At 68.4% G+C, this 9,079-nt stretch carries 7 protein-coding genes; 1 reads left to right on the top strand and 6 read right to left on the bottom strand.

The features are described 5' to 3' along the window. The 5 genes from AC1DS3_RS30365 to AC1DS3_RS30345 all read right to left on the bottom strand — a co-directional run. The coding region (locus tag AC1DS3_RS30365; protein ID WP_477128577.1) for an OmpP1/FadL family transporter at positions 1–907 on the bottom strand (907 nt) is incomplete at its 3' end. 72 nt (positions 908–979) lie between these two features. Continuing rightward, positions 980–1,954 (bottom strand): fumarylacetoacetate hydrolase family protein, encoded by a 975-nt coding sequence (locus AC1DS3_RS30360; RefSeq protein WP_441634560.1) that lies wholly within the window; start codon positions 1,952–1,954, stop codon positions 980–982. A gap of 13 nt (positions 1,955–1,967) precedes the next feature. Beyond that, positions 1,968–2,564, bottom strand: a complete 597-nt coding sequence (locus AC1DS3_RS30355; protein ID WP_441634558.1) for a VOC family protein — start codon at positions 2,562–2,564, stop codon at positions 1,968–1,970. After that, the gene (locus AC1DS3_RS30350) at positions 2,561–4,558 is read right to left on the bottom strand and encodes an FAD-dependent monooxygenase (protein WP_441634556.1); all 1,998 of its coding nucleotides are present in this window, start codon (positions 4,556–4,558) and stop codon (positions 2,561–2,563) included. The genes AC1DS3_RS30355 and AC1DS3_RS30350 overlap by 4 nt, the downstream gene beginning before the upstream one ends. Then, positions 4,555–6,426 carry an FAD-dependent monooxygenase gene (locus tag AC1DS3_RS30345; protein WP_441634554.1) on the bottom strand — a complete coding sequence of 624 codons (1,872 nt, stop codon included), beginning with the start codon at positions 6,424–6,426 and terminating at the stop codon, positions 4,555–4,557. The genes AC1DS3_RS30350 and AC1DS3_RS30345 overlap by 4 nt, the downstream gene beginning before the upstream one ends. Before the next feature lie 230 nt (positions 6,427–6,656). On the opposite strand from AC1DS3_RS30345, the gene AC1DS3_RS30340 reads away from it, so the two are divergent. Continuing rightward, positions 6,657–7,385 (top strand): TetR/AcrR family transcriptional regulator, encoded by a 729-nt coding sequence (locus AC1DS3_RS30340; protein WP_477128576.1) that lies wholly within the window; start codon positions 6,657–6,659, stop codon positions 7,383–7,385. Between the two features lies 1 nt (position 7,386). Here AC1DS3_RS30340 and AC1DS3_RS30335 read toward each other — a convergent pair. Next, the coding region (locus tag AC1DS3_RS30335) for an ankyrin repeat domain-containing protein (RefSeq protein ID WP_477128575.1) at positions 7,387–9,079 on the bottom strand (1,693 nt) is incomplete at its 5' end.

Below are 9,079 nucleotides of genomic sequence, written 5' to 3'. Positions count from 1 at the left end.
GTCCCGACGTGCCCGAGTAGTTGATGCGCTGGTAGTCGAACAAGAAGGACAGATCCTKCCTCGGCGACCATTGCATGCCGAGCAGCAGGTTCTCCGGGATATCCAGGCGGCCCTGGTCGGCCAGCAAGCCCTCGTACTCCTTGAGCCGCCCCATGCGGATGCGGGGCGAGTACGCCGCGCCGAAGCTCAGCGCATCGCTGGCGCGCCAATAGGACCCAACCCGCATGCCGATGCCAAACGACGACGCCGTGCCCTGGTTGGTCAGGTGGTTCGGCGCTGCCGACTGCGGCGCGAGTGCCTGCAGGCCCTCCGCGCTGAAGAGCTGCCCCGCGATCAGCAGCGAGAAACCCACCGAGAACGACTCGGAGACCTTGGCGGAGACCGTCGGCGCCATCGTCAGCTGCTTGATCGTGGTGGCGGCCCTGCCGCTGCCGCATAGCAAGTTGCCGCGATAGGTGGTGCCGGCCGGTGCCGGCGACGGCGCCAGGCAGGTGGTGGTGTTGCCCTCGAAGTACGTGCCGGCGCCATTGCTGTAGCCGACAAGGCTCAGCGACAGGTCCGGGTTGATCATGCGGCTGTACGCGATATCGGCCAGCGGCACCCAGCGGCTCTCGCTGTCCGTGCGCGTGTCGAGCGCCCCGCCCACCGGCGCCGGCAAGCCCGCGGCCCGGCTCATGCTGGTCCTGCCGTTGATCGCGATCAGGTTGCCGTCGAAGCGGTTGCCGGCCCAGACGGTGGTGGCGGGGTTGCTCGCGCCGCCGAACGCATCCCGCGTCGACGCCGCCGCGGCGCCGGCCACGCCGCGCGCTTCGGCGCCGTAGCCGATCTGGAAGTAGCCGTTGTCGGCCAACGCAAGCGCGGGGCACAGCGCTGYCGCGGATGTGACGATCCACTGTCTTGAATTCACTGTTGTCTCCATTGTCGTTGTTATCAAAGCGGGATCGTCTTTGCGCTCCTCGCGATTTTTTTGGGGGGGCTGCTACGGTTGATGCCCGGTGATCGAGTTCGTCAGCACGCCAAGCCCGGCGATCTCCACGTCGACCCGGTCCCCGTCGTCCAGGAAGCGCCATTGCTCGATGCCGGCGCAGTTCGGCACGCAGCCAGTGGCCAGCAGCTCGCCGCCGTGCAGCGTCTCGTTGGCCGACGCATAGCTGACGATGCGGTCGATGCGATGGGTCATGCCAGCCGTGCTGCCTTCGCCGCGCACCTCGCCGTTGACGCGCACGGTCACGCCCAGCGCGTGGGGATCGCGGATCTCGTCCGCGGTGACGATCCAGGGGCCGAGGCTGTTGCTGCCATCGAAATCCTTTCCCTTGGCCGGGCCTGCGCTGGGCCGGGTGCGCATCTCCTTCATGAGCTGTGCGCGTTCGGAGAAGTCGTTGAAGATCACGTAGCCAAAGACATGCGACATCGCCGCCGAGGTGCCGATGTTCTTGCCGGGACGCCCGACGATGACGCCCAGTTCGGCCTCGTAGTCCAGCTTGGCGCCGGGATCCGGCCGCCGCACCTTACTGCCGTGGCCGGACAGGTTGAGGCGCACGCCTTTGTAGTAGATCGGTGTTTCGTAGAAGGCCTTGGGCACCTTGCCGGCGCCGAGGGCGCGCATCAGCATGCCCGTCGCCGGGCGCACGCCATGCGCCATGACCTGTTGGAACGCATTCTTCAGATGCTGCTCGTACACGCTGAAGCAGCGGATCTGCGGGGGACGGTATGGCACCTCGAAGCGGACCTGGCGCAGCGCATGCGCCAGGTGCGCGCAGCCCGGCTTCGCGCCTTGCGCTTGCAGCTTGCGCAAGGCGGGCAGCGTTTCGTCCTGGTGCTCGATCAGCGCCAGCAAGGTGGCAAAGTGCGGATCCCCGGCAAAGGATGCGGTCACATCCAGCACGCGGTCGCCCGCTAGCGCCAGGCCGACGTGGCTCGCCACGTCGGCGGTGGAAAACGTACACAGTCTCACGATGGACGGCCTCTCAACGCAACGTCAGGAACTGGCGGCTGGTCACCTCGCCAGGACGCATCAACAGCGCTGCGGGCTCGCCCGCCTTGTAGCGCTCCAGCAGATGCTCCGGATCGAACTCGACACCGATGGCGTTCTCGGCGAACGCGCCGGAGCGGAACCAGGTATCCAGTTCCTCCGGTGTGGCGAAGTTGTCGACCTGAAGCTCGGCCTGGATGCCGTCGGGATCGCGGAAGTACAAGGACGTGGTCGGCCCGTGGTTGATGCACCATTCCGGGCGCAGGCCGTGGCCCTTCAGGCGCTCGTAGGTATGCAGCAGGTCGCCGAGCGAGCCGAAGGTGAATGCCACATGGTCCAGGCCTGTGCTCTCGCGCCGCTTCGGGTCGAAGTTGGCGGCATTGATCAGGGCCAGGCGGTGGTGCTCGTCGTCGTAGGACAGGAAGCAGAGCAAGGCGTTGCGGTACATCACGCGCGCGCCCAGCACCACGCTCCACCAGTGGATCGTCTCGTCGAAGCGCCGCGTGGTGAGCACGATGTGCGCAAGCTTCTGCGGCGCACGGGCCTCCGGGTCCGGGCAGGGAATGGGAAACTGGTCCATGCTGTCGCTCATTGCATCTCCTTGGTGAGGCTGGTGGGGCTGGGGTGGCTGGGGTGGCTGGTGCAGCTTGGGGGCCTGATCGAGCTGGCAGGGCTGGCCGGCAGTGCCGCGGGAGCGGCGGACCAGGACACCAGGCGCGAAATCACATCCGGCAATGTCGCGCACGGATCGGCGCACTGGCGCCGGCTGCGCCAGGCCACGATGCCGTCGCCGCGCAGCAGCACCGCGCCGGATTCATCGATCTCCATCGCGGTGGCGAATGCCGAGGCACGGATGCGAAACTGCGCGCCGTCGTCAGTCCCGATGCGCGGACACGCCACGTCGATGCCCCAGTCGGCACGCAGCCGCGCCAAGGCCGCCTGCCAGCGCACGCGCTCCTTGTCGCCCACCAGCAGCGTCAACGGCGCTCGGCGCGCGAGGTCCCGCGTCGACAGCGACTCGCCAGCGGTCTCGCTCCAAAGATGCGGGATCAACGAGCCCGGGCTTGTGGTCGGCCAGTACTCGGTGCCGCTGTGCGGGGATTGCGGATGCGGATGCGGCTCGCGGCAGACAAAGCCACTCGATAGCGCATAGCCGAGATCGGTGCCGAGCGTGACAAAGACTTCGCGTTGCTTGTCGATCGCCCTTCTGACCTTGGCGCGCACGGCAACCCCCGCGGGCGCGGTGCTCGCCAGATGGCGCAGGGGTTTCAGGCCGGCCCCCGCCACGGTGCGCAACAGGCTGCGCGCRGCGCGCCTGGGCAGCAGGCGGACCGGCGTGGAGCGAGAGAGCGCGGCCAGCGTCTTGAGGCCGGCGGGGTCCGCGCCGGCGGCGCGCAATACCTCGTCGGACAGGTCGCTGAGCTGCTGCGTGCGGTGCGCGTGGGCGGCGGCGCTCTGCGCGCGCTCGGCGGCGTAGCTGGACAACAACCCGTGCGCAAGGCCTTCTGGCACATACCCGCCCAACAGCAATTGCAGCCGCCACGCCAGGCTCGCGGCGTCTTCGATCCCATGGTTCATGCCAAAGCCGCCGATGGCGGAGAAGCCGGCAGCGGCATCGCCCAGCAACATCACCCGGCCCACCCTGCTGGTCTCGGCACAGCGCAGCGCCATCGTCCAGGGACGGATCGAGACAATGCTGGCATCGATGCGGTCATCGCCAATCGCCGCACGCACCAGTGCCAGCGCCCGCGCTTCGGGCATCTCGCCGGCGGGCTCGATCTCGGGCAGCACCACCGTCGACAGGACCCAGTCTTCGTCGTCGGCGGTGTGGGCCGTGAGCGTGCCCACGATGGCGGGGTTGAGAATCCAGTACAGCGGGCTGGGCCGCGACGTGGTCAACCTGTCCAGCTTCGCGCGGAAATGGATCTGCGCGACCGCTTGCAATGGGGTAGTGGTGGAGCGCACGCCAAGCAGGCGCCGCACGGTGCTGTGCGCGCCATCCGCGCCCGCAACGTAGCGCGCGGTGCGCCGCACGATCCGCCCGCTGCGCAGCTCGCGCAGCGTCAACACGCAGGCGTCATCGTCCTGCGACAGCGCCTCCAGTTCATGTCCTGCCAGCAGTTCGATCAGCGGGCTGTCGGCCACGCGCTGCCGCAGGATGGGATCGGCCACGTTCTGGGACAAGTGCAGCGGCCGGCAAGGGCCGCTGCCCAGAAGGCGGGCGGTATGCACCGGGTCGTTGCCGATCGGCACACAGCGCCCGAGATCCACCCCTGCCAGTGCCGTGCACCACGTGATGTAGCGCAGCTTGAGCGGTGGCGAGCTGATCTCGCGCAGCGCCTCGGCCAGTTCCGCATCGATCGAGCGGATCACCTCCATGGCGCGAGCCGACCAGACATGCCCGCGCGGATGCGTATCCGTGCCGCGCTGGCGGTCGACCAGCAGGCAGCGAATGCCGCGGCTGGCCAGCAGGAGCGCCAGCACGGAGCCGGCGATGCCGGCGCCGATGATCGCAACGGGACTGGGTTGCCCGGCCTGTCGGAGAGGCACGGCTTCGGGATCGATGTTCACGGGGGGACCTTTCACTTGAGCTTTGATGATTTCAGGCACTGAGAGGCACTGACGGGCACGGGGACTTGCAGGACTTCGCACAGGGCGGCCAGGACGTCGCCGGGCGCTACGTCCGCCTGCAATGCGTAGCGCCATGCGACGTGCCCGTCGGGGCGCACCAGGATGGCGGCGTCGGGAAGGCCACCATTCCACGCGGGTAGTTGCGGGTGGTCGTCGCGATGCGTGATGGCATCGAGGTCCAGGCCGCGCACCGGCACGCCTAGCGCCTGGCTCACGCTACGGCCAAGCGCGGCGCACGGCTTGCCATGGCGGCCAAAGCCCGCGAGCAGGAAGTGCGCGTTGCCAACGAGATCGTGCGAGGTGGCCGGCGCCCCCGGGGCGCCTTGCAGCCGGAAGTGCGGCAGGCGTGCGCCCGGCGTGAACGACTGCGCCACCTCCAATACCGGATGCGATGCGATGGGCACGGCCGGCGTTGCGGCGCCGCTCGCACAGATTGCCGCGCTCCGGTAGACGTAGCCCAGGTCCAGCCCCAGCGTATTGAAGTGCTCCATCTGCGCTTCTGCGGCCCGCTGCACGTCTTGCCGGATGCGGGCGAACTTTGGCGAAGACGCTTGCTGTACGTTCCGGGTCCGCGCTTCGACGGGCGCCACCAGCAGGCGCTTGACCGCCGAGCGCAGGGCGCCGGGCAGCACGCGGGCCGGGGCGCTGGCGCGCAGCCGCGCGAGCGTTGGCAAGCCCGCTTCGTCAAGGCCCAGCGCCGCGGTCACCTGCCCCATCTTTTGATGGTTGGCCACGCTGACGCGGCTGTTGGTCTCGGCGACCGGCTTGCGCTCGGCGCCATACGTGTCGAGCAGCCCGGGCGCCGCTTTGCCCTGCATGACAAGGGCCAGCTTCCACGCCAGGTTGTGCGCATCGGCTGCGCCTGTGTTCAGCCCCAGCCCGCCCGTGGGCGGAAAACGATGGGCGGAGTCTCCGATCAGGAAGGTGCGCCCCTTGCTGTAGGGCTCCGCAATGTGCGCCTGCATCGTCCAATTCGACAGCGACGTGATGCGCAAGGGCAGATGGCGCTCGCCAAGCGCGGCCCGCAGCATGCGCTCGCACCTGGCCACCGGGAAATCGGCCGGCGATTCGTACGCCGGGAAATACGGCGTCATGAACACGGAGTAGCGCGCCGCATCGTGCACGATGAAGGTGCCCGGGGCCTGCGCCGAGAGGATCCAGAACAGGATCGACGGACTGTCCTTGACCAGGTGCCGGATATCCGCCTCGAAGTTGATGGTGACGAGATGCGCCAGGTTGGTCTCCCCCACCATCGGCAGCCCAAGCCCACGGCGCACGGCGCTGCCCGCGCCGTCGGCCGCGATCAGCCAGTCGCTGCGCACCCGATATGCTTCACCGGTGGCGGCATCCCGCACCACCGAGGCCGCGCCGTGCGCGTTGTGCTCCGCGCTTTGCCACACCTGGCCGAAGCGCGCCTCGCAGCGTGCGCGGCGCGATACCTGCGCAAACAGCAAACGCTCCAGATGGTGCTGGGGAATATTCGCGGTCCGCTTTGTGCTGGCCGCCGCCATATTGGCAAGGTACGTGTCGCTGGCGATATCGATGCGCGCCAGGTCTGCCTCGGCCAGGTTGCGCCGCCAGGTCACGAAGCGCGCCCCGGCCGCATGCGTGGTGATGCCGGCCAGGTCCTCGTCCGTCACGCCGATGCCAGCCAGGATCTCCTGCGTTCTCGCGTTGATGACATGCGCCTGCGGGGCAAGATGCAGGTCGTCGCGCTGCTCGATCAGGAGCGACTCGATCCCCTGGTCCGCCAGCAGCGCCGCCATGAGCATGCCAACTGGGCCCGCGCCCACGATCAAAACCGGAACTTCCAACTCCCGCATACCTGCCCCCAAATGTTGCCAGCCACCTCACAGCCGCCATGGGACGTGAATTTATACAAGTATAAGTCAATGGCACACTAGTACTTATACTTATATCAGGATGGCTAGCAAAGGACTGGCAAAGGGCTGGCGTTACCGGTTACCGGCGCCCGGCCACCCGGATTCAAGCCCCGGGGCATGTGGGAGAATGGCGGCATCGTTACCGTGTGCGAAACGCGTCGCTAGCCAACATGACCCCTGTCGAGACCCGACGCCCCAAGATTCCCGCCCGCAAGCCAGCCGCCCAGACACCCGCGGCCACGGCGAGCGCATCCCGCGCCGCCGAAGCATCGGGGCGGCAGCGGCTGATCGAAGCCGCCGAGCTCGAGTTCACGCAAAAGGGGTACGACGGCGCCTCGGTGCTGTCGATCGCCAACCGCGCGGGCGTGAAGCAGCCGCTGCTGAACTACCACTTTGGCAGCAAGGAAGGCCTGTGGCGCGCGGTGGTGGAGAACGCCTACACGGGGTCGCTCACGGCATCCCGGCAGGCAGCGGATGCGCCCGATCCGGCCGATCCGCTCGCGCGGCTGCAAGCGGCGCTAAGGGCTTTCGCGGTCAGCAATATCCTGCATCCGGCGGCGCACTCGCTTGTGCTGATGGAGGTCGCGCAGGATGGCCCCAGGCTGGACTGGCTGGTGGACAACTACATGAAGCCGTTTCATGACAAGCTCGATGCCCTGATCGCGGAGTRCCACGCGGCGCAGTTGCTCAAGCCCTACCCGCCCGAACACGCCAGCGTGACGATGACCGCCACGCTCACGGCCGTGCAATCGGCCACGCATCTGATCCAGCGCCTTTACGGCGTCGGGCCCATGACGGCCGAACAGGCGGAGCAGCACGCGGAACAGGTCATCGACGTGCTGCTCAACGGCATGCTCGCGCGCCCTGCCAGCCGCCGGCGGGCGGCGGGCGCCAGGTAGGTCAACGGCGGGCAACGCCCGCTTCAAGATAGCGCGCCAGCTCATCGGCACGCACGCCGATATACGGCCTGGCGCGCGCCTTCATGCTCATGTCGCAGTTGCCGGCGTTGGCGGCGCCTTGCATGACATGGCTGATCGCGCCCGCCATTTCGGGGCTGATGGCCTTGCCCGCGTTGCCCGCATTGCCCGCATTGCCCGCATTGCCCGCATTGCCCAGCTGCCATGACAGCACATCCGCCACGGCCATGCCGCAGCGTTGCGGGTCGCGGTATAGCGCGGCGTCGTGCTCCAGCAGCATCTTCACCTTGGCTTGCTGGCCCAGCTGCATCATGATCACCAGCGGCAGCGCGTCGTTCTGGTCCACGCCGTTGATGCGCATGCCGCCGTCGCTGCGGTCGGTCTGGTCGGCCCCAGCCTTCAGCCATGCCAGGTACAGGTCATCGGGCAGCCAGGGCGCGCTCAGCGGCGCGATCGCGTTGTCCTTCATGCCCTGCACGCTGTTCTGGTATTTGAGGCTGACGCCGGCCGCGACCATCCGCTCGGCCGTGGCACGCGCGCTGGCGCGCAGGCCGTCCCACGCGGGGCTGTCCTTGCTGGCTTGCGCGCGCGCCTCCAGGTAGCTCCACGCGAGCAGCAGGGCCGACAGGGGCTCGCTGGTCAGCGGCGCCGCCGGCTTGCGCGAGGCCTGCACCAGCCGGTCTACCAGCGCGGGCTGCAAATAGGAGGCCGAGACCCGCAGCGCCTCGTCCAGGCCGTTGCGCCCAACGGCGTCCTTGCCGCCATAGCCGCCCACCGAAGCGTCCGCGCCACGATCCAGCACAAAGGCCACGCGCTCCGGGATGGCGAGGGCCACGCCCGGCTTCAGCTCGCCGCTCGACTCGCGCAACGCCTCCAGCAAGGGCGTTTCCCACATGAAGCGATCACCGTAAACCATGCTGATGTAGGCCGCGTTGATATTGGCGCCCTTGGCCAGCAGCTGATCCGCAAACCAGCGCGTGCGGTAGTTGCTGATGGCGGCGTGCAGCACGGTGCGGCCCTTCTTTTCATGCGTGTTCGGATCGGCGCCGTGGGACAGCAGGTATTCCAGCGTGGCGCCATCGTCCCCATAGTAGGACGTGCGCGTGATCAGCAAAGGCGTGCCGTTGATGTCGGGCGCCTCCAGCGAGGCGCCCGCCGCCAGCAGGATGTCCGCGATGGCGTAGCGCTGCGCCAGGGGCCGCTGGTCGCGCCCGTCCGGCATGGCCGAAGCCATCAAGGCCGAGCCCCGGTTCGGCCCGTCCACCTTGGCGCCGTCGGCCAGCAAGGCGCGCACGATCTCTTCCTGCTTGTAGTACACCGCCACGCTCAGCGCGGAGACGCCATGCTCGTTGACCCCGTTCGGATCCTGGCCGCGCGCCAGTTGCAGGCGCACCGCCCGCAGATCACCGGCCTTGATCGCCGGGAAGATCTCCAGGCGCGGCCGGCAGGTGGCCGCGGTCAGCAGCTTCTCGTCCAGCGCGGTGCTGATGCGGGCCGCCACGYTGGACGGGATGGCATTGTTGGACACCAGCCGCAGGCTGCAGTACTGGCGGTAGTCCTCGCGCGCCAGCGCCAGGTAATAGTCGCGCTTCTCCGGGTTGCGCTCGCGCTCGCGTTGCTGCCAGCGCGCGTCCGCGCGGTTCAGGTAGGCCGCGATGCGCGATGGGTCCCGGCGC

It is taken from the genome of Cupriavidus sp. 01L46 (assembly GCF_056399905.1).
This window is presented reverse-complemented; position numbering and strand designations above follow the sequence as displayed.

Bases quoted from the DNA above. Each gene is read 5' to 3' on its own strand.
- AC1DS3_RS30355 (WP_441634558.1), bottom strand. From the start codon at position 2,564: ATGAGCGACAGCATGGACCAGTTTCCCATTCCCTGCCCGGACCCGGAG.
- AC1DS3_RS30345 (WP_441634554.1), bottom strand. From the start codon at position 6,426: ATGCGGGAGTTGGAAGTTCCGGTTTTGATCGTGGGCGCGGGCCCAGTT.